Origin of the sequence: Paenibacillus mucilaginosus 3016 (genome assembly GCF_000250655.1) — a bacterium.
Lineage (GTDB): Bacteria > Bacillota > Bacilli > Paenibacillales > NBRC-103111 > Paenibacillus_G > Paenibacillus_G mucilaginosus.
Genome location: NC_016935.1, coordinates 6,312,737 through 6,333,094, shown reverse-complemented (window position 1 = coordinate 6,333,094; position 20,358 = coordinate 6,312,737). Strand labels below are relative to the sequence as shown.

General features: G+C 58.9%; 13 protein-coding genes, 2 pseudogenes and 1 other annotated feature. Of the genes and pseudogenes, 11 read left to right on the top strand and 4 right to left on the bottom strand.

The features are described from left to right. Positions 1 to 69 precede the first annotated feature (69 nt). The 8 genes and pseudogenes from PM3016_RS25940 to PM3016_RS25905 all read left to right on the top strand — a co-directional run bounded on the left by PM3016_RS25940 (position 70) and on the right by PM3016_RS25905 (position 9,114). Positions 70 to 1,959 carry a glucose PTS transporter subunit IIA gene (locus PM3016_RS25940; protein WP_013917613.1) on the top strand — a complete coding sequence of 630 codons (1,890 nt, stop codon included), beginning with the start codon at positions 70 to 72 and terminating at the stop codon, positions 1,957 to 1,959. Beyond that, complete coding sequence (gene ptsP, locus PM3016_RS25935) at positions 1,952 to 3,847, top strand: phosphoenolpyruvate--protein phosphotransferase (protein ID WP_013917612.1); 1,896 nt, start codon at positions 1,952 to 1,954, stop codon at positions 3,845 to 3,847. Before PM3016_RS25940 ends, ptsP begins: the two co-directional genes overlap by 8 nt. A gap of 44 nt (positions 3,848 to 3,891) precedes the next feature. Then, positions 3,892 to 4,426, top strand: a pseudogene (locus PM3016_RS25930) (type 1 glutamine amidotransferase domain-containing protein). Continuing rightward, positions 4,423 to 4,836 carry a VanZ family protein gene (locus PM3016_RS25925; protein WP_013917610.1) on the top strand — a complete coding sequence of 138 codons (414 nt, stop codon included), beginning with the start codon at positions 4,423 to 4,425 and terminating at the stop codon, positions 4,834 to 4,836. Before PM3016_RS25930 ends, PM3016_RS25925 begins: the two are co-directional and overlap by 4 nt. Before the next feature lie 186 nt (positions 4,837 to 5,022). After that, positions 5,023 to 5,415, top strand: coding sequence for a hypothetical protein (locus PM3016_RS25920; RefSeq protein ID WP_014371494.1), 393 nt, complete (start codon positions 5,023 to 5,025; stop codon positions 5,413 to 5,415). A gap of 420 nt (positions 5,416 to 5,835) precedes the next feature. Next, positions 5,836 to 6,858, top strand: coding sequence for a catabolite control protein A (ccpA, locus tag PM3016_RS25915; RefSeq protein ID WP_016362873.1), 1,023 nt, complete (start codon positions 5,836 to 5,838; stop codon positions 6,856 to 6,858). Positions 6,859 to 6,983: 125 nt separating this feature from the next. After that, entirely contained in the window at positions 6,984 to 7,688 is a 705-nt protein-coding gene (locus tag PM3016_RS25910) for a 5'-methylthioadenosine/adenosylhomocysteine nucleosidase (RefSeq protein ID WP_013917607.1), read from the top strand. Between the two features lie 43 nt (positions 7,689 to 7,731). Continuing rightward, entirely contained in the window at positions 7,732 to 9,114 is a 1,383-nt protein-coding gene (locus PM3016_RS25905) for a glycine--tRNA ligase (RefSeq protein WP_013917606.1), read from the top strand. Positions 9,115 to 9,337: 223 nt separating this feature from the next. Here PM3016_RS25905 and PM3016_RS25900 read toward each other — a convergent pair whose 3' ends face one another. Further along, positions 9,338 to 10,534 carry an acetoin utilization protein AcuC gene (locus PM3016_RS25900; protein ID WP_014371493.1) on the bottom strand — a complete coding sequence of 399 codons (1,197 nt, stop codon included), beginning with the start codon at positions 10,532 to 10,534 and terminating at the stop codon, positions 9,338 to 9,340. Next, a complete protein-coding gene (locus PM3016_RS25895) occupies positions 10,534 to 11,166 on the bottom strand; it encodes a GNAT family N-acetyltransferase (RefSeq protein WP_014371492.1) in 633 nt (210 codons plus the stop codon). The genes PM3016_RS25900 and PM3016_RS25895 overlap by 1 nt, the downstream gene beginning before the upstream one ends. A 142-nt stretch (positions 11,167 to 11,308) precedes the next feature. Here PM3016_RS25895 and acsA point away from each other — a divergent pair, with 142 nt between their 5' ends. Further along, entirely contained in the window at positions 11,309 to 13,033 is a 1,725-nt protein-coding gene (gene acsA / locus PM3016_RS25890) for an acetate--CoA ligase (RefSeq protein WP_013917603.1), read from the top strand. A 561-nt stretch (positions 13,034 to 13,594) separates the two neighbouring features. On the opposite strand, the pseudogene PM3016_RS25885 reads toward acsA, so the two are convergent. Beyond that, positions 13,595 to 16,767: pseudogene (locus PM3016_RS25885) on the bottom strand (transglycosylase domain-containing protein). Positions 16,768 to 16,979: 212 nt separating this feature from the next. Then, positions 16,980 to 17,269 (top strand) — a binding site (T-box leader). 61 nt (positions 17,270 to 17,330) lie between these two features. Between PM3016_RS25885 and tyrS the strand changes: the two are divergent. Next, entirely contained in the window at positions 17,331 to 18,590 is a 1,260-nt protein-coding gene (gene tyrS, locus PM3016_RS25880; protein WP_041619519.1) for a tyrosine--tRNA ligase, read from the top strand. 214 nt (positions 18,591 to 18,804) lie between these two features. Here tyrS and rpsD read toward each other — a convergent pair whose 3' ends face one another. After that, the gene (gene rpsD / locus PM3016_RS25875; protein WP_013917599.1) at positions 18,805 to 19,404 is read right to left on the bottom strand and encodes a 30S ribosomal protein S4; all 600 of its coding nucleotides are present in this window, start codon (positions 19,402 to 19,404) and stop codon (positions 18,805 to 18,807) included. 329 nt (positions 19,405 to 19,733) lie between these two features. On the opposite strand from rpsD, the gene PM3016_RS25870 reads away from it, so the two are divergent. After that, complete coding sequence (locus tag PM3016_RS25870; protein ID WP_014371490.1) at positions 19,734 to 20,318, top strand: TVP38/TMEM64 family protein; 585 nt, start codon at positions 19,734 to 19,736, stop codon at positions 20,316 to 20,318. The last annotated feature ends 40 nt before the right edge of the window (positions 20,319 to 20,358 follow it).

Genomic DNA, 20,358 nt, shown 5'->3' with positions numbered 1-20,358 from the left:
CGCATACAACGGTTTGACAAAAAAGGCGCGGGGCCTTACCATCGTAATAGGAAAGGGGGAACGGCCTGTTTGAACTGGATGGGGAATTTGCAGCAGCTTGGCCGGTCGCTCATGCTGCCGACCATTACGCTGCCCGTGGCGGCGATTTTGCTGCGTCTGGGAACGCTGCCTTGGCAAGAGGCCGGACTGCCCCGGATCGGTGAGATTCTGCTGCTGCTGGGCGGCAGCATTTTTACGTATTTGCCGCTGATCTTTGCGGTGGGTGTCGCGCTGGGCTTGACGGAAAGCGCGGGCATTGCCGGCATGTCGGCCCTCATCGGCCACTATATGTTCTCCGAATCGCTGCAGCGCTATCTCGGCGAGTCGTTCCAGCTCGGGGTGCCGGGCGGCATTCTGATCGGCCTGATCGCCGCCGTCATTTATCACCGGGTGAAGCATATTCAGCTGCCGGAATCGATTCAATTTTTCGGCGGGCCGCGGCTGGTTCCGCTGTTTATGGGCCTGGCGATCTTCCTGCTCGTTCTGCTCACGCTGGAGATCGGTCCGCTGCTCGAGAACGGGATGCAGGCGCTGACCGATTTTATTCTCGGACTGGGCGGTTTCGGTACGTTCCTCTACGGCATTATTCACAGGCTGCTCGTACCCTCGGGACTTCATCATGTATTCAATAATTTCTTCTGGTTCCAGCTGGGGGCTTATGAGCCGCAGGGCGTGCCGGTCTTCGGCGATCTGCCGCGCTTCTTCGCCGGCGACCCGTCGGCGGGGATCTATATGGCCGGGCTGTACCCGATCATGATGTTCGCTCTGCCGGCCATTGCGCTGGCGATCATTCAGGAGGCGAGGGAGGACCTCAAGCCGAAGATCCGGACGACCTTCCTGACGGCGGCCTTCGCCTGTTTCCTGACCGGTGTGACGGAGCCGATCGAGTTCGCATTCCTGTTCGTTGCGCCGTACCTTTTCGTCGTTCATGCCCTGCTGTCGGGGCTGGCCATGTGGATTGCGTATGCGCTTGACATTCACCATGGGTTCTCCTACTCGGCCGGGGCGATCGACTACCTGATCAACCTGCACCTGGCGAAGAACGGGCTGCTGCTGCTGCCGATCGGCCTAGCCTACGGGCTTGTGTATTACGGCCTGTTCCGGTGGGCGATCCGCCGCTTCCGGCTGCCGACGCCGGGGCGCGAGGAAGGCTCCCAGCTGGAAGAGTGGGCCGGGGATATTCCGTACCGCTCTCCGCTGATTCTTCAGGCGCTGGGAGGCAAGGAGAACATCAAGAACATCGAAGCGTGCATCACCCGCCTGCGTCTTACGCTGGTGAACGACCGCCAGATGGACATCGCTGCGCTGAAGCACCTGGGGGCGGCGGGCGTCATCCGGCTCGGCGGAGGCAACGTGCAGGTCGTGTTCGGGACCTACTCGGAGCTCATCCGCGAGGAGATCATCAAGGCGCGCGGCAAAGATATTCAGCAGGTGATGTTCTCATCTCCGATGCAGGGACGTATGATTCCACTAGAAGAGGTGCCGGATAAGATCTTCGCCGGGAAGCTTGTGGGCAACGGCGTCGCGTTCCTTCCCGAGAAAGGCGAGCTGGTGGCTCCGGTTTCGGGCCGGATCATGCACTTGTATCCGACGCTGCACGCGCTCGGGATCGAGACGGAGCAGGGGCTGCAGGTGCTGCTGCATATCGGGATCGATACGGCCGGCCTGCAGGGCAAATATTTTACGTCCCATGTGAAAGAAGGCGACCAGGTGGAGGCGGGACAGCTGCTTATTCGATTCAATCTTCAGAAGGTCAAGAACAACTGCAAGTCGCTTGCCACGCCGATGCTGATCACGAACGTGGAAGCGGTCAAGTCCTGGAGCTTCGCTCCGTTCAAGGCCGTCAAAAAAGGACAGGCTTCCGTGATGTCTGTCGTGCTGAAGAACGCCGAGGCAGGGGGAGGGAAAGCGCATGGTTGAAGGAATCGGAGCATCACCGGGCATCGCGATGGGCAAAGCCTTCGTCATTCCGACCTGGGAGTGGGACTTCCCCGATAAGCTGATTGACGTGACGGATCTTGCCTATGAATTCGAGAGGCTCTACGACGGCATCCGCCATTCGAAGAGCGAGATCGAACAGATCAAGCAGGAATTCGTCAGCGTGCTTGGCGAGGAGCAGACCCAGATCTTCGACGCCCATCTTGCGATTCTTGAAGATCCCATCTTCATGAGCGAGGTGCAGGGCATCATGCAGAGACAGTATAAAGCGGCCGAGGTGGCCGTCAAGGAAGCGATCGAGAAGTTCGTGAACATGTTCGATCTTCTCGACGATACGTATATGAAGGAAAGGGCGCTCGACATCAAGGACGTCGGCAACCGCCTGCTGAAGCATCTGCTCGGCGCGCTGGAGGAGACGCTGCCGCCGAAGGATCAGCCGTATGTGCTCGTGGCCAAGGAGCTGCAGCCTTCGCAGATGGTGCACCTGGATGTCAACCAGGCGCTCGGCGTGGTCACGATGCTCGGAGGCAAGACTTCCCACGTGGCCATCATGGCGAGGGCGATGGGGGTGCCTTATGTCCTCGGCCTGGAGGGCAAGCTGGCTTCCCCGATCCAGACCGGGGATTACCTGATCATCGACGGGGATGAGGGCATTGTGTATGTGAATCCGGGCGAGCCTGTCGTCGAGCGGTACAAAGCCCGGAAGGCGAACTGGAATGCGATGCAGGAGAGCCTGCAGAAGCTGGCCCACCTGCCGAGCCGTACCCGGGACGGGGTGCAGGTGAACCTCGCGGCGAACATTTCGTCGGTGAAGGAGCTTGCGCACGTCATGGGCAGCAACGCTTCGGGCGTGGGGCTTTTCCGCACGGAGTTCCTGTATATGGACCGCAGCACCTTCCCGCTCGAGGAAGAGCAGTATGCGGTCTACCGCGAGGTGGCGGAGCGCCTGAACGGCCGGCCGGTCGTGATCCGGACACTCGATGTCGGCGGCGACAAGAATCTCGACTACCTGGCGCTGCCGGAGGAGGAGAACCCGTCACTCGGCTACCGGGCGATCCGCATCTCGCTCGACCGCACCGATCTGTTCAAGACGCAGCTGCGTGCCATTCTGCGGGCAAGCCACTACGGCCGGATCAAAATCATGTATCCGATGATTTCGTCCCTGGACGAACTGCGCCGCGCCAATCTCGTCCTGGACGAAGCGAAGCGGGAGCTCGACCAGGAGGGCCTTCCGTATCGGCCGGACATTGAGGTCGGCATCATGATCGAGCTGCCCGCCGCCGTCATGATCTCGGAGCTGCTCGCCCAGGAAGTGGACTTCTTCAGTATCGGCACCAACGATCTCGTTCAATACGTGCTGGCTGTGGACCGGATGAACGAGCAGGTGGCGCATCTCTACGATCCGTTTCATCCGGCAGTGCTGCGTATGTTGAAGTTGACGGCCGACAATGCGCGGCTGCACGGCACGCATGTCAGCGTCTGCGGCGAGCTGGCCGGGGACATCCGGGCACTGCCGATCTGGCTGGCGCTCGGCATCACCGAGCTGAGCATGTCGGTCCAGTCGATCCTGAAGGTGAAGAATTCGCTGCTGCAGAGCCGCGGCAGCGACGGGCCCCAGATCTGGCGGGAGCTTGCGCCATGTCCGAGCAGCGCCGCCGTGACGGAGGTGCTGGGCCGGTACATGAAATCCGGGCTTGCCGGGGAAGAGGCGGAGACGGACAGCGGGCCGTCCGCTGCGGGGAACGCAGCACAAGCGCCGGATTCCGGGGCTCCGGGCTCTGCGCCGTCCTTCAAGGGCGCGGGGGAAGGGCAGAAGGAAGAACCGAAGGCCCCCGTCCCGCCGCCGTATCCGGCCGGCGAGTACTGCTGAAAGAACTTGCTGCACATTCATAACGATAGAAGGAGTGGGGAACCATGGAATTGAAAGGCACACGCGTACTTGCATTTGTCGATGAGGAATTTGAAGATCTGGAGATGTGGTATCCTGTGATGCGCCTGCGCGAGGCAGGTGCGGAAGTGCACCTGGCCGGACCGAAGAGCGGGACGGTTTATCACGGCAAATACGGGGTGCCGCTGACGACCGAGTATGCGATCGATGAAGTGAAATCGGAGGATTACATCGGCCTGTATGTCCCGGGCGGATGGGCGCCGGACAAGCTCCGCCGCTATGCTTCCGTCCTGCGCCTGACGCGGGAATTCCACGAGGCGCAGAAGCCGATCGCGCATATCTGCCATGCCGGCTGGGTGCTCGCCTCCGCGAAGATCTGCCAGGGCTATACGATGACTTCCACGCCGGGTATCAAGGACGATCTCGAGAATGCGGGAGCGATCTGGGTGGACGAGGAGGTCGTGGTCGACCGGAACATCGTGTCGGGCCGCCGCCCGCCGGACCCTGCCTGCGTTCAGCAAGGCGTTCGTTGACGTGCTCGCCGCGTACCGTAATCGATGATCCTAGCGATCCGCTGGGTGCCGGCCGTTCTATGGATGGCCGTCATCTATTATTTTTCCTCCAAAACGGGGGACGATCTGGACGGCTGGCTTGATGTGCTGCACCGCTGGCTGCCGGCGCTGCAGAGCTTTGATTTCGGCCACTTCATCTCGTACCTGGTGCTTAGCTGGACGTTCGTCTGGGCCTTCCGCCCCAAGCGTCTTACCTTGGCGGTTATGCTCGGGATTGTCCTGCTCTGCTTCCTGTACGGGATTACCGACGAGTACCACCAGTCCTTCGTACCGCGCCGCTCGGTGTCCCTGATGGACCTCCGCAACGATGTGATCGGAGCGGCCGTCGGTATGGCGCTGCTGCATATCCCTCCCCTGCGGAGGTTATACGCCAGAGCGGTGGATGCTAAATATTACTAACGTCCCTCCGGCAGGAGAAAGAGGCGGACAGGTAGAATAATTCTACCTATGTGAAAATTACAGACCGTACAAGCACGCTCAGCACGTCTCCGGGATCTGTAATTTCCGGCAAGCCCAAAGCCCCATGTGATGCGGTGCGGGAGGCTTGCCTCAGGTCTGCTTTTGTCTCAAAAAGGAGTGGTATCGTTGCAGAAGCTTTGTAAATGCGGAAATCAAATGAACATCCGGCTTCGAACTGTTATGTATCAAAACAAGGTGGAGATCGAGAACGTGCCGATCTTCTCCTGCGAGTCCTGCAGCCGCAACGAAGTGTTCGCGGAGATCAAGCCCGAGCTTACGGGTCTGATCGGGTCACTGGGCGGCAAGCCCGGCAAACAGCAGGTGCACTTCGATGAGATCAGCGAAGTGGCCCACCTGATGGTGAAGGTGACCGAGAAGAACCGGGCGTCCGACCCGGTGGAGTCGATCATCCGGGAGCGGATCAATGAGCTGCTGGATCTTCTGCTGCTGGCGCAGTCCCTCGGGGACGAAGCCTGGGCGCAGGACGTCAGAGGGCGTCGCTGGCCGTACAGGATTTGACCTAACCCGAAGAACGCCGTCCCGCAGGCGGGTTCTTGTCTTCGGGGGTGCCCGCCTGCTTGCAGCACCTACGTACCGTCTCATGCAGCCCCGTGCTGCCGTCCGCAGTACTGGGACGGAGCAGGGCTTTGGGACGGTATGTTTATTTTAAAATATAAGAGCATATATCTCAGCAGCGCTTCGGCTCTGTACTCTTATATTTCTTATAAACGCGCATCGTTCTTAGCAAAGGACGCCTCAGCCGTTTATCCAGTCCGGGTTCGGGGCTCAGAGCCGGGAACCGGAGCAGTTGGCTTTTTTGGGATGGATTTGATACTATATACATAGGACTAGCCTTATATTCATTGCGTACCTGAGCAATTTGTCGTATGATAAGGCTAAATGACATGATCGCTTTATACATTTTAAACATTGGAGAGAATGGCCGTGACTGTGACAATTTATGATGTAGCCAGAGAAGCAGGCGTTTCCATGGCAACCGTATCTCGGGTTGTCAACAACAATCCGAACGTGAAGCCACAGACGCGCAAGAAAGTGTTCGAAGCGATCGAGCGTTTGGGCTACCGTCCGAATGCTGTAGCGAGAGGCCTGGCCAGCAAGAAGACGACAACCGTCGGCGTGGTCATTCCTGATATCTCCAACTCCATATTCTCCGAAGTTGCCCGTGGGATCGAAGATATCGCTAACATGTATCACTACAATATTATCTTGTGCAACGCGGATAAGAAGAAGGAAAAGGAAATCCGGGTCATCAATACGCTGCTCGAGAAGCAGGTGGACGGACTTCTGTTCATGGGCGGCGCCGTAACGGAAGATCACATTCAAGCGTTCAAGACGTCTTCGGTACCGGTGGTGCTTTGCGCGACGGCGGATGAACAGCGTGTGATTCCTTCGGTCGATATTGACCATGAGAAGGCGGCTTTCGATGCGGTCAACGTGCTGCTGCAGAGCGGGCATACGAAGATCGCGATGATCTCGGGCACGCTGCAGGATCCAGCGAACGGATATGCACGCTACCAGGGTTACCGGAAAGCGCTTGAAGCCGCGAACATTCCGATCGACGAGGATTACGTGCGAATCGGTAACTACCGGTATGAATCCGGCATGGATGTGACCAAGCATTTCCTTGAGCTGGACGAGCGTCCGACGGCGATTTTTGCCGCAACCGACGAGATGGCGATCGGCGCTATACATAGCCTGCAGGATTCGGGTCTGCGCGTACCGGAGGAGATGTCCGTCATTTCTGTTGACAATATCCGTATGGCCTCCATGGTGCGTCCGCAGCTGACGACCGTAGCCCAGCCGATGTATGATATCGGAGCGGTGGCGATGCGTCTGCTGACGAAGCTGATGAACAAGGAAACGAAAGACGCTTCCGAACTGACCCAGGTCATTCTGCCGCATGAAGTCATTCATAGAAACTCGGTGGCTCAACGTTCCTAGTGAGCCACTTCTTTTTGTCAAAGTGCGCAGGTACTGACAGGGCGCGTCGTAAGGGGCGGGTTTCCGCAGTTTTGTAAGCCAATATCTGGTAATTATAGTGCGGTTCGGGTGAGGGGGAGACGATTTTGACATACGGTACAATCGGCGTCATCGGCGCCATGAAAGAAGAGATCGAGCTGTTTCACGAAGGCATGAAGGGCGTGACGCAGACGGTCAAAGCCGGCATCACCTTCTACGAAGGAACATTTCATGACCGCTCCATCGTGCTCTGCAAGTCGGGGGTAGGCAAGGTGAACGCGGCTGTAACGACACAGATCCTGATCGATACGTTCGGCGTGGAAGCGGTGCTGTTCACCGGTGTGGCCGGGGCGGTCGATCCGGGGCTCGATGTGGGAGACATCGTCGTATCGACGGAATGCCTCCAGCACGATATGGACGTGACGGCGCTGGGCTTCCCGCGGGGCACGATTCCTTATGAAGCGACATCGCTGTTCGCTGCCGATGAGAAGCTCCGGAAGCTGGCGGCGGAAGTGAGCGCCGAACTGTTCGGCGCACGGGTCAAGGAAGGCCGCGTGCTCTCCGGAGACCAGTTCATCTCGAGCCGGGAGACCGTCAGCCAGCTCTACACGGAGCTCAGCGGCGCGTGTACGGAGATGGAAGGCGCGGCAGTGGCCCAGGCCTGCTCGATGAACGGCATCCCGTTCGTGATCATCCGCTCCATGTCGGACAAGGCGGATGGATCGGCGCATGTGAATTTTGCCGAGTTTACGCAGCAGGCGTCCGAGAATTCGTTCCGCATTATCGACGGAATGCTCCAGCGGCTCCAGTAGTAGAGGAACTGCAGTTACATAACCAGAAGGAGAGTTGCCAATCATGTCAGTAACCATGGATCAAATTACGGCTCTTGCCAAACACCGCGGGTTCGTCTTCCCGGGCTCCGAGATTTACGGCGGCCTGGCCAACACCTGGGATTACGGTCCCCTCGGCGTGGAGCTGAAGAACAACATCAAGCGCGCCTGGTGGAAAAAATTCATCCAGGAATCCCCATACAATGTCGGTCTCGACGCTGCCATTCTGATGAACCCGCAGGCTTGGGTCGCTTCCGGCCACGTGGGCAACTTCAACGATCCGATGATCGACTGCAAGCAGTGCAAGGTGCGCCACCGTGCCGACAAGCTGATCGAGAATGCGCTCGGCGAGAAGGGCATCGAGATCATTGTGGACGGCATGACCTTCGCCGACATGGAGAAGCTGATCGCTGAGCACAAGATCGTTTGTCCGGACTGCGGCGCGATGGACTACACGGACATCCGCCAGTTCAACCTCATGTTCAAGACGTTCCAGGGTGTAACGGAGTCGAGCGCGAACGTGGTTTACATGCGCCCGGAGACCGCACAGGGGATCTTCGTCAACTTCAAGAACGTGCAGCGCACGATGCGCAAAAAGGTGCCTTTCGGCATCGGCCAGATCGGCAAGAGCTTCCGTAACGAGATCACGCCGGGGAACTTCACGTTCCGTACGCGCGAGTTCGAGCAGATGGAGCTTGAATTCTTCTGCAAGCCGGGCGAGGACCTGCAGTGGTTCGAGTACTGGCGCGCCTTCTGCCGCGACTGGCTGCTGAAGCTCGGCATCAGCGAGAACAGCATCCGTCTGCGCGACCACAACGAGGACGAGCTGTCCCACTACAGCAACGCGACGACGGACATCGAGTACAAGTTCCCGTTCGGCTGGGGCGAGCTGTGGGGCATTGCGGACCGTACCGACTATGACCTGAAGCAGCACATGTCTCACTCCGGTGAAGACTTTAACTACATTGAGCAGGAAACGGGCGAGCGCTATGTCCCTTACTGCATCGAGCCTTCGCTGGGTGCGGACCGGGTAACCCTGGCCTTCCTGATCGATGCGTACGAAGAGCAGCAGCTCGAAGGCGACGACAGCCGGACGGTACTGCACTTCCACCCGGCGCTGGCGCCGTACAAAGCGGCGATCTTCCCGCTGTCGAAGAAGCTGTCCGAGGGCGCTCACAAGGTGTTCGCCGATCTCGCGAAGCACTTCCTCGTCGATTATGATGAGACAGGTTCGATCGGCAAGCGGTACCGCCGTCATGACGAGATCGGTACGCCGTTCTGCATCACGTATGACTTCGAGTCTGAGACCGACGGTCAAGTGACCGTGCGCGACCGGGATACGATGGAGCAGACGCGGATGCCGATCAGCGAGCTGAGAGCGTTCATCGAGAGCAAGCTGGAATTCTAATACCGCACAACAAAACCCGCGGCCCATGGGGCTGCGGGTTTTTTACTGTGTAATTTATTCTGATGATGAGGGATCGGAGTGCGGCATTGTGATGTTCGAAATGGCTGCTCAAGAGAGCGCTTACGGCAGGCTTATGAGCGTTCAAGCCAAGTGCAGAAAGTTCACGGCGAAGAGAGTATCCCCTGTGTGGATCATCCAAAAGGCGAAGGGCTGCAACCGGGAGCTACTTCAGATACAGCATCGCGATCTCCTTGGTCTGCCGGTTCTTGGCCGTGATCTCGGCCCGGCGGGGCATCGGTGTCCAGGTATGCACCGGGTCGAGCCAGGTCGGGGGCAGCGGCTCCTCGCTGAACGGCTGCCATGCTGTCACCCAGTCCTTGGGCAGCGGGAGGCCTGCATCCGCTTGGAGGGCATCCCGCAGCGGGTGGTCGGTCATCTCCAGCCAGAGCAGACTCCAGGCCCGTGGAACAACGCGCCAAATGTCATACCCTCCGCCGCCGAGGGCGACCCAGCGCCCCTCACAGTACTCATGGGCCAGCCGGTGAATCAGTGCCGGCATCGCGCGGTAGATCTCCATGGAGCAGTGTACATGGGCGAGGGGATCGAAAGCATGGGCGTCACAGCCGTGCTGGGATACGATCAGGTCCGGCTTGAACTGGTCGATGACCTTCACGAGCACGTCCCCGAAGCATTCCAGCCACGATTCATCCTCCGTATAAGGCTCCACAGGCACATTGACCGTCGTCCCGAAGCCGCTGTCCTCACCGCGTTCCTGAACGGCTCCTGTGCCCGGATAGAGGTATTTGCCGGTTTCGTGGATCGAGAACGTACAGACATCAGGGTCCGTATAGAAGCTCCACTGCACCCCGTCTCCGTGATGCACATCCGTGTCGATATAGAGGACTCTCGCCCCGTATTCGCACTTGGCATGCTCGATCGCGACGGATGCGTCATTGTACACGCAAAAGCCCGCTCCCTTGCCGGACAGCGCATGATGTAGGCCGCCGCCCAAATGGAGCGCATGCGGGGTGCGGCCGGTCATGACGGCATCCACCGCCTGGACGGAACCGCCGACAACCGTCGAGGTCGCCTCATGCATCCCATGGAAGAAAGGCGTATCTTCGGTGTCCAGCCCGTAGGTGGCCGCCCGCCGCATCCAAGCTTCATCGGGCATCGGATGGCTCAGGGCGATTACCGCTTCCACGTACTCCTTGGCATGCACGGTGCACAGCTTCTCGGGATCGACCGGCATCGGCGGCTCTAGACAGGAGGCCGGCAGGGCGCCGGCCCTGCGCAGCAGGTCTACGGTCAGCAGCAGGCGCTTTTGGTTGAACGGATGCTCGTCACTGAACCGGTATGCGGTTTCATTCTCGTCAAAAATAAACAAAGCTTGTCGCTCCATGGCTTCCTGCGCCCCCATCAATACATGAACCGCTGCCGGAATCGGACTCTGTCGAACAGCTCGACGGAGGACAGCGGTACGTTTTTGCCGATACGGACCATCAGGCAGTTGGCGGGGTGGGAGCAGATCTCCGGGTCATCCGTGGCGAACCAGACCATATCGACGCTCTTCATCAGCTTCTCCATCATGTCGCGGTACTGCCAGACGGTCAGGCCGCTGGACTCCAGATCCCAGTGCCAATAGTATTCGGTCGTAAAGGTGATGACATTCTCCAGCTGCCCGTCTTCGAACGCGAGGCGGATCAGCTTCTTACCAAGCCCAAGTCCCCGGTACGCATTGGCCACTTCAATGGCGCCGAGCTCGATGAGATCCAGCATGCCGCCTTCGGACCAGCGTTCCAGTTCATCAGGATAGTGGAAGGTAACATAGCCGACGATGACTTCTTCATGCCGGGCGAGAATAATCCGCCCCTCAGGCAGGCCGGCGATCTCCACCAGCGCTTCAAACTGCTCCTTGGGCCTGCGGAAGGCATCAAGGTCAGGGTGCATCGTATACCTGCGCAGCTGCTCGGGAGGTACGGGACCTTCGAGAACCAGCTCCGTGTTCTGATATGGGACCGAAGATTGCTGATAAATTTTGATGTGATTCATCCGGTAGAACGTTTCCCCCTTCCAGAACTGACCCTTCCAGCATAACAAAAAAATAGTCGAATAAAAAGGCTTATGGTATAATAAGGGTGGTGGAAATGAAAGCGTTTCAAAAACAAATGGAATGGTTATGGAGGGCTGCGGCATGGATCAGACGAATGTGGAAAGCATTGCACCTGTAACGGCACAATCCAACATGAAGAACTATGAAGAGGAACGCGCGGGCTTCCGCTGGGAAGACGTAGAGGCGACATTCTCCTGGTCGCAGACCGGAAAGCTGAACGCGGCCTACGAGGCGATCGACCGGCATGCCGAATCGTCCCGCCGGGACAAAGTCGCCCTGTACTACAGTGATGACCGCCGCGATGAACAATATACATATCTCGAGATGAAGCAGCAGTCGAACCGATTCGGCAACGTGCTCAAGGGACTGGGTGTCGGCAAAGGGGACCGGGTCTTCATCTTCATGCCCCGGACGCCGGAGCTTTATTTTGCGCTGCTCGGGGCGATCAAAGTCGGAGCGGTGGTCGGTCCGCTGTTCGAGGCGTTCATGGAAACGGCCGTGCGCGACCGGCTGGAGGACAGCGAAGCGGTCGCGATTGTCACGACCCCGTCGCAGCTGTCCCGTGTCCCTGTGGATCAGCTGCCTCATCTGAAGCATGTGATCCTGGTTGGCGAAGACCTGACGCTCGAGGCCGGCCAAGTCGATTTCCGCAAGGAAATGGAGAGTGCTTCCGACGAGCTGGAGCTGGAATGGCTGGACCGGGAGGACGGCCTGCTCATCCACTATACGTCGGGCTCGACAGGCAAGCCGAAGGGTGTCTTCCATGTGCATAACGCGATGCTGCAGCACTACTATACGGGCCGTGTCGTGCTGGATCTGCAGGAAGACGACGTGTATTGGTGTACGGCGGACCCGGGCTGGGTGACGGGGACATCGTACGGCATCTTCGCTCCTTGGCTGAACGGGGCGACGAACGTCATCCGGGGGGGCCGCTTTTCCCCGCAGGACTGGTACCGGACGATTGAGCGCTATGGCGTAACCGTATGGTACAGCGCACCGACGGCCTTCCGGATGCTGATGGGCGCCGGCGACGATGCCGTGAAGCAGTTCAACCTGGGATCGCTCCGCCACGTGCTGAGCGTAGGCGAGCCGCTCAATCCGGAAGTTGTCCGGTGGGGGCTCAAGGTCTACAACCAGCGTATCCACGATACGTGGTGGATGACGGAGACCGGCGGCCAGCTCATCTGCAACTACCCGTGCATGGCGATCCGTCCCGGCTCGATGGGTAAGCCGCTGCCGGGTATCGAGGCGGCCATCATCGACGATTCGGGCAACGTGCTCCCGCCGTACCGCATGGGCAACCTGGCGATCAAGACGCCTTGGCCGTCCATGATGCGCAAGATCTGGAAGAACCCGGCGAAGTACGAAGAGTACTTCCGGATTCAGGGCTGGTACATTTCGGGCGACTCCGCTTATATGGACGAAGACGGCTATTTCTGGTTCCAGGGACGGATCGATGACGTCATCAACACCGCGGGCGAGCGCGTAGGCCCGTTCGAGGTCGAGAGCAAGCTCGTTGAGCACCCGGCCGTAGCCGAAGCCGGTGTCATCGGGAAGCCCGATCCGATGCGCGGCGAGATCATCAAAGCGTTCATCGCCCTGCGCGAAGGCTACACGCCGTCTGACGAGCTTAAGGCCGACATCTCGCGCTTCGTGAAGGAAGGCCTGTCCGCCCACGCGGCCCCGCGTGAGATCGAGTTCAAAGACAAGCTGCCGAAGACCCGCAGCGGCAAAATCATGCGCCGCGTCCTCAAAGCCTGGGAGCTGAACCTCCCTACAGGCGACCTGTCCACGATCGAGGATTAATACGCCCTGCACTTATCCGGTCAGTAATCAGCTCTTATTCATTAAACAAAGACCGCCAGCGGAAATACATCCGCTGGCGGTCTTTATCTATCCCCGCAAAGCAGGGTCGCAGTGCTGTGTTGAAGGTCTTGTCTTTACGGTTATACTGCTGCATCGAACCTGAAAGGGAGTCTGGAGGCGGTGCGGTATTGGCCATTGTAGTGCTGCAGCCCGCAGCACCTCTTGCAAGCAGTTCCTCCCTGCTTTAGCCTGCCCAAGGCTAAGCAGCAACAAAAAAAGTACCGCCAGCGGAGCGAAGCCGCCGGCGGTACTTTTTATTTACTCCCCAAGTCAGGGCGGAGAGATGGCACTTGCCAGCCTGGCGAGAGAGCTCGCAGCAGGGAGGGAAGAGGGGGGAGCCGGAGGAGTTTACGTCAGCCTTTTAACCCCGTGAAGATTCCATCACATCTAATCAGTCCTTCACGTGGTTGAACAGCTGCCGGAGGAGCCCCCCTCTGTACGACCGCCTCGCGAACTCCCTCGGACTCTATCCCTAAGCGACCGCCCCGCACCGGCCTCGTGCTATTTCTTCGACCTGACGGCCACCGAAGACTTCGACTCCCCAGCCTCATTGGTCGCCGAAACGATATAGTAGCCTTCCGTCGAGACGGCATAATACTTGAACTCCGTCCCGCCCTTCACCGTTCCGATCTTGGAGTACTTGCCGTTCTCCTTGTCGCTGAAATAGACATTGTACTGCGTAACCTTCTCCTTCTCGGGGTTGGCCTTCCACTTCAGCTCGATGCCGCCCCCGCTGGACTTCACGGTAACGCCGCTGGGGATCGAAGGGACACTCTTGGGTGCCGGAGTGCTGTCTTTGTCATCATCCGATTCCTTCTCGCTGCTCTTTTTGTCGTCGGAGGAATCGGCTTTCTTGTCGTCCTCCGTCTTCGCAGGCTCGCCGGTGCCGGCGCCGAAGAGCAGATCCATGGTCGTGCCGTCGGTATAAGCGGCCTTGCTTGGCGAAGATTCCTTGCCGGCTACATCGACCGTAGTGACGTAGTACCCGAACGTGCCTCCGGAGGAGGACGTATCGGTAAACTTCGTCTCATCCCCGGCGAACACCACGCCGCCCACCCGCTGGAAGCTGCCGCCGTTCACCGACCGATAGAGGCGGTAGCCGACCGCGTCGCCGCTGTCGCTCGCCCCGAAGGTGATGACGTTGGACTCACCGCTTCGGGTCGCCACGACCGTGGTCGGTGCGTTAGGCGCGTTGCCGTCGTCCTTGCGCGGATCCGTCTCGGACGGCGCGTCCTGCGCATAATCCTTCGGCTTGTAGAAGTCCAGGCTGCGCTTGCGGTCCGCCGGCAGCTTGCTGATGATGCTGCGGAGCTCGCGGAACAGCTTCCCGAGCGGCTCCGGACGCTTGATCACGGATTTTTCTTCCACAAAGTCGGAAGGCGTTCCTTCCCTTGCGATATAGTTGATGCCGTTATAAGTAATGACCGGCAGCCGGACCATGACATTGTCTTCCTCGGTCGGCACATACTTCTTGTTGAAAAGATCCGTCGTCAGCTTTCCGGCACGGCTCGTAGCATTGCTCGGAAGCTTGCCGGAGAGCGAGGAGACGGTCATCTCCACAATGTCCGCCGGACGCTCGAACGTCTTGGTCGGGAACAGCTCCGGATGCTTCTCGATCGTCGTGTCCATAACCATCGCCCAAATGTTTTTGGCCCGGTTGGTGCCGCCCGTTTTTTGCTGAGCTTGTGCACCGGCAGGTCGTAGCCCGCCCAGACGCCGAGGGTGATGTCCGGCGTATAGCCCATGAACCAGGCATCGGCATCGTCCTGGGTGGAGCCTGTCTTGCCGACGATCGGCACTTTGCCGTAGTGCTTGAAGGTCTTCATGAGATCCGTCGCCGTACCCGACGTGATGACCGTACGCATCATGTCCGTGATAAGATAGGCGGTCTGTTCGGAGAAGACCGGATTCGACTGCAGCTGGTGCTCGAATACCACCTTGCCGTTCGAGTCTGTTATTTTGCGGATCATGTAAGCTTCGTTGAACACGCCTTTGTTGCCCATGGTGGCGTATGCGTTGGTGAGCTCCTTGACGGTAACCCCGCGCCGCAGGCCGCCGATGACCCCGGTCTGGGCGACATAGTCCTCTTCACCCACCGAGGTGACGCCGATCTGGTTGGCGAACGTCCAGGCCTTCTCGATACCCACGTCATTCAGGAACAGTTTGATGGCCGGGATGTTGTAAGACTGGTTGAAGGCCCGGCGGACGGTGATCAGGCCATGGTACCCGTCATCCCAGTTCTCCGGGATATGGTAGCCTCTGCTGCCGTCCTTCAGGATAATCGGCACATCGTCGATAACCGAGGCCGGTTGAATCGTGCCTGCCTCCATGGCAGGTATGTATGCCGCGATCGGCTTCATCGTAGAGCCTGGCTGACGGTAAGCCTGCGTCGCATGATTGAGCTGCTCCTTCCAGAAGTCGCGGCCCTCGATCATGCCGAGAATGGCGCTCGTCTTGCTGTCCATGAGCACCGCACCGATCTGCTCCATGCCCTTGACCTTGTCCTCCGGCGTAAAATTCTTCTCGTCGGCGGCGATCGCACGCATCGAGCTGTAAATATCCTTGTCGATGGTGGTGTACACATGGTAGCCGCCCCGGCTGAGCTTCGTCTGCATGCTCTTCAGCGCCTCGGCGTACTCCTCCGGACTTTCCTTCGGATCCAGCTTCGGATTCTCCGCCTTGAGCAGCGCCTTGGCCGCCTCCCGCTCCACCTCGATCATGAGGTAAGGGTACTCGGTGTAGGCCCGTTTGACTTTCTCGGCGAGCGTGCTCTTCAGGTCGAACTGCAGCGCCTCCTGGTACTGCGCGTCGGTGATCTTGCCTTCCTCGAGCATCCGGCGGAGCACCAGCTGCTGGCGCTGCACGGCCCGTTTGAAGGCCGCCCCGTCGACTTCCCCCTTCGAGGTGAACGCGGAGTAGTTGCTCGGCTGCTGCGGCAGACCGGCCAGATAGGCGGCCTGGGCGAGGTTGAGCTTCGACAGGTCGTCGATGTTGAAGATGCCCTTGGCGGCTGCTTTGATCCCGTACACATTGTAGCCGGACGAGCCGTTGCCGTACGGAATCTTGTTGAGATAGGCGAGCAGAATCTCGTCCTTCGACATCAGGCGCTCCATCCGCATGGCGAGCAGAATTTCCTTCGCTTTGCGGCTGTCGTCCCGGCTGAGGGTGAGGAACACCCGGCGGGCGAGCTGCTGGGTAATCGTACTGCCGCCCGTCTGCACGTCTTCCTTGAGGAGCTTCTGGACGACGGCCCGGGCCGTGCCCTTCAGGTCGACACCGTTATGCTCGTAGAAGTTCTTGTCCTCGATGGCAAAGACGGCGTCGAGCACATGCTGGGGAATGTCGTTCAGCGCGACCATCCGCCGGTCTTCCTCGGTCCTCAGCTGCCCGACAACCGAATCGTCCCGGAAGTAGACGAAGCCGGTCAGCGCGTCGTCCTGCATTTCCTTCAGCATCGATTCCTTGCTCCGCACGGGATCGTCCTTGACGAGGGAGGTCACGTAGCCGAAGGCGGCGCCTCCTCCCAGAAAGCAGGCGACCAGCCCGAGGATGAAGAGCCACTTGATGCCGCTCAGCGTCACTTTTCCTGCGGTAAAAAAGGCACGTTTATAACTGCGGGGTTTCTTCGCTTCCTTGGTTTGCTTCTCTGTTACTTTCTCTTGATCCAGTTCCATGAAACGGCTTCCTCCTGCCTGGCCCAAACATTCCTTAACAATTATAGCACAAAGCGTCAAGGTTCGGCATGGGATTCCGCTCCTTCTTCGGTGACGGTTCGGTGATGAAGCCCTCAGGGATAATGCGGGGAACCGGGGGAATTTGCACACGCCGGCGGGGTTTGACAAGTCTTTTGGGCCTGTGGTATAACTGGTTTTAATAATTCCATAAGCCAAATGCAGTGAAGGATTCAGTAGGAGTGGGACCCAGCTTTCAGAGAGCCGGCGGGTGGTGCGAGCCGGCAGTTGACCTGACATCCGAATTACCGTCCGGAGCAGCGGAGGGGAAGAGGGAGAACCGGCCATGGCACGGGTCCCTTGCGTAGCTTCCGATCGGGCCGACCGCCCGTTATCCATGATGAAGTGAAAGTCCGCCGCCGGACCTGTCAGGGAGACCCCTGTGCAGCCGGGAGGAGGGCTTTAATTAGGGTGGTACCGCGAGCTGAGCCTTCTCGTCCCTTTGTGGAGGAGAAGGCTTTTTTTTGTATTTTTATCAAGATAGAGAGGATGACGCAGTAATGGCAATGGATATTTTGAGCGATTTGGAATTCCGCGGATTGATCAACCAGGTGACGGACCGGGAGGGACTGGCCAAAAAGCTGGCGGAGGAGCCGGTGGTGCTCTACGCGGGCTTCGACCCGACGGCGGATTCCCTGCATATCGGACATCTGCTTCCGCTGCTGGTGCTTCGCCGCTTCCAGCAGGCCGGCCATATTCCGGTAGCGCTGGTAGGCGGGGGCACGGGCCTCATCGGCGACCCTAGCGGCAAGGCGGCCGAGCGTACGCTGAACCCGAAGGAAGTCGTTGAGGAGTGGACGCAGAAGCTGAGAAACCAGCTTTCGCAGTTCCTGGACTTCGAAGCGCAGAAGAACCCGGCACAGACGGCGAACAACTACGACTGGCTGTCGGAGCTGAATGTCATCGGCTTCCTCCGTGACGTAGGCAAGAACTTCACCGTGAACTACATGCTCGCCAAGGACTCCGTGGATTCGCGTCTCGAGAAGGGGATCTCCTTCACCGAGTTCAGCTACATGATCCTGCAGGCGTACGACTTCCAGCAGCTCAATGAGAAGCGGGGCTGCACCCTGCAGATCGGCGGCTCCGACCAATGGGGCAACATCACGGCGGGGCTGGAGCTCATCGGGAAGACGAACGGCAATCAGGCCTTCGGCTTGACGGTGCCTCTGGTAACGAAGAGCGACGGCTCGAAGTTCGGCAAAACGGAAGGCGGCGCCGTGTGGCTGAATGCGGAGAAGACGACGCCTTACCAGTTCTACCAGTTCTGGATCAACACGGACGACAATGATGTCGTGAAGTTCCTGAAGTACTTCACGTTCCTGTCTCCGGATGAGATCGGCGAGCTGGAGCGTCAGGTGAAGGAAGCGCCGGAGAAGCGGGAAGCACAGCGGGTGCTTGCCAAAGAGATGACGACGCTCGTTCACGGCGCCGAGGCGGCCGAGAGCGCCATCCGCATCTCCACCGTCCTCTTCAGCGGGGATGTGGGCTCCCTTTCCGGCAGCGAGATCGAACAGGCGTTCAGCGATGTGCCTTCCACCGAGCTCGAAGCCGGCGCGGAGATCGCGCTGCTGGACCTGCTCGTGCAGGTGAAGGCGGTCCCTTCGAAGCGGCAGGCACGCCAGGATGTGGAGAGCGGCGCCGTCTCGATCAACGGCGTCAAGACGACGGAGCTCGATAAGGTTGTCCGTTCCGCCGACGGCCTCGAAGGCCGCTTCCTCGTCATCCGCCGGGGCAAGCGCAACTACTACCTGGTGAAGTTCCAATAATCGGGGATGAACCTCCCCGGCATCATGCCAAGCAGCCCGCTTCTCCGGACATTTCCGGCGGAGCGGGCTGCTTGCCTTTTTTATGGCTGGAGAAACCACGGCCCAGGGCAGCGCAAGAAAATGTCCGGATATCCCGGCCCGGCACCCCAGCGGCGCCCCAACAAAAAAACAAGCTGCCGGCATAAGCGGGCAGCTTGTTTCGGTGAGCCGAAGATTAACGGCTGTAGAACTCGACGATTTGCTTTTCGTCGATCTCTTGTGCGAGCTCGGAACGCTCAGGAAGACGAACGTACTTGCCTTCAACTGCAGCTTCGTTGAACTCGAGGTAAGCCGGCAGGTAGTTGCGGTTCGCGAGAGCTTCCTTCACTGCGGACAGGTTGCGGCTCTTCTCGCGAAGACCGATTACGTCGCCAGTGGAAACCAGGTAGGACGCGATGTCGACTTTCTTGCCGTTCACCGTTACGTGACCGTGGGAAACCAGCTGACGTGCGCCTGCACGGGAGTTGGAGAGACCCAGACGGTATACGAGGTTGTCAAGACGGCTCTCGAGCAGGAACATGAAGTTCTCACCGGAGATCCCTTGCATTTTCGCAGCCTTGTCGAACAGGTTGCGGAACTGCTTCTCGTTCAGACCGTACATGTGACGAAGCTTTTGCTTCTCCTGCAGCTGTACGCCGTAGCCGGACATTTTCTTGCGCTGCCCTGGGCCGTGCTGACCTGGAGGGAACGGACGCTTGAGTTCTTTGCCGGTACCGCTCAGGGAAATACCGAGGCGGCGGGAGAGTTTGAATTTAGGACCTGTGTAACGTGACATTGTATGGTGGGCTCCTTTATAAGTAAAGTTAGGATTCGGGTGAAGCTTGTGCCCGATTTTGCGCATCTGTACGGGAAGAACCCAGCCGCGGTCCCGACAGCAACAAAACCTATAGAGGGTGACACCGACTTCCACCATAAATAAGTCAGTCCGCACTTGAGCGGATCAGTACTCATTCTCGACTTCTAATTCTATAAGATAGAGTAGGTGCGTGTCAAGTAAAGGAAGCGGCAAATTGAGCGAAAGGGAAGTGGAGGGGACACGCCTTCCGCAGAGTCGAGAAGACCGCATATTTTTGGTACAATAAGGGAGGGAGAGGGGGACGCTGCATGGGTGAGTGGGATATACAGCATCTGTCGGACACACTGCGCTCCCTGGGCCTCATCGGACAGGTGTTCGGGGCGCTGCTCATTCTGCTTCAAACGATCGTGCCGTTCGTGCCGTTCGTCGTCGTGGCGGGAGCGAACGTTCTCCTGTTCGGGTTCTGGCTGGGGTTCCTGGTCAATTATGTGTTCGCCTGTCTCGGAGCCATTCTTGCGTTCTACGGCACCCGCAGCTTCGGCAGGGAATGGGCGCAGGCCCGGTTGTCGAAGCACCGTATTGCAGGCCGCTTCAACGAGAAGCTCGGCAAGCATGGACTGCTGTACATCACGCTGTCCCGGGTGACGCCGGTGCTGCCCTCCTTCGGCATCAACATGGCGGCCGCCGTAATGAACGTGCGTTCAAGGGACTTCATTCTCGGCACGCTGATCGGCAAGTCGCCGATGATCCTGCTCGAATCGCTGATCGGGCATGATCTTTTGCATTTTACGCAGTATAAAGGCAGACTCCTGGTTCTTCTTGCCGTATTCGGTCTGCTGCTGGCTGCAGGCAGCTATCTTAACAAGCGGTGGACGAACAGCGGCACGGATTGAGGGAAGCAGGTAGATCGATTTTCATTTCATCATACAGGAT